The sequence below is a fragment of the Streptomyces sp. 5-10 genome (genome assembly GCF_014712245.1).
In the GTDB taxonomy this organism is placed as follows: domain Bacteria; phylum Actinomycetota; class Actinomycetes; order Streptomycetales; family Streptomycetaceae; genus Streptomyces; species Streptomyces violaceusniger.
Genome location: NZ_JACVYG010000214.1, coordinates 1 through 817 on the forward strand (window position 1 = coordinate 1; position 817 = coordinate 817).

Annotated in this window: 1 protein-coding gene; it reads right to left on the reverse strand. The window is 67.2% G+C overall.

The annotated features are described in order from the left end of the window. Positions 1-817 (reverse strand): polyketide synthase dehydratase domain-containing protein (locus IEJ02_RS47870; protein ID WP_191070517.1); only part of this gene is annotated, 817 nt, incomplete at both ends.

The window sequence follows — 817 nt, forward strand, 5'->3', positions numbered from 1 at the left end:
TCCAGATCAGCCACCACCGGCTCCGCACCCACCGGCGGCCACTGCTCCAACACCACCCCACCGACACCAGCCGACCCCTCCGCCACCAACGAACCCGTGGCATGGCGAACCCACACGGCATCACCGGCGAACTCTTGATCCTCCGGGCGTGAGTACACCGCGACCGGCCGGACACCCGACTCATCGGGCTCCTCCACCACCACCTGAAGCTGGACACCCCCTTCCTCCGTCAGGATCAGCGGTGCTTCCAGCGCCAGCTCCTCCACCCGCCCGCAACCGACCCGGTCCGCCGCATGAACCACCATCTCGACGAGGACGGTCCCGGGTACCAATACGGTCTTGAGCACCTGGTGGTCGACGAGCCATGGATGCGTACGCAAGGACACACGGCCCGCGAACACCCGCCCTCCCTCAGCAAGTGGAATGGCCGCTCCCAACAGTGGGTGTTCGACGGTTTCCAGGCCGAGGTCGGTGGCGTCGGCTGTGTGGTGCGGGGCCTCAAGCCAGTAGCGCTGCCGTTGGAAGGCGTAAGTGGGCAAGCCCAGGTGGACCCTCGAGGTGTCGCTGCCGCTGCCGCCGAGTGCAGGGGTCCAGTCGATGGGGGCGCCGGTGGTGAACTGCCGTGCCAGGCAGGTGAGTACGGCATTGACCTCGGACTGATCCCGGCGCAGGGAGGGGATGACCTCCGGTTCAGCGCCAGAGCTGTCCTCACTGTCGGTATCGATGTGGTTGGCCAGGCAGCTGTGGGCCATGGCGGTCAGAACGCCATCGGGCCCCAGCTCCACAAAGCGTGTCACTTGACCGTGCTCGGCCAGCC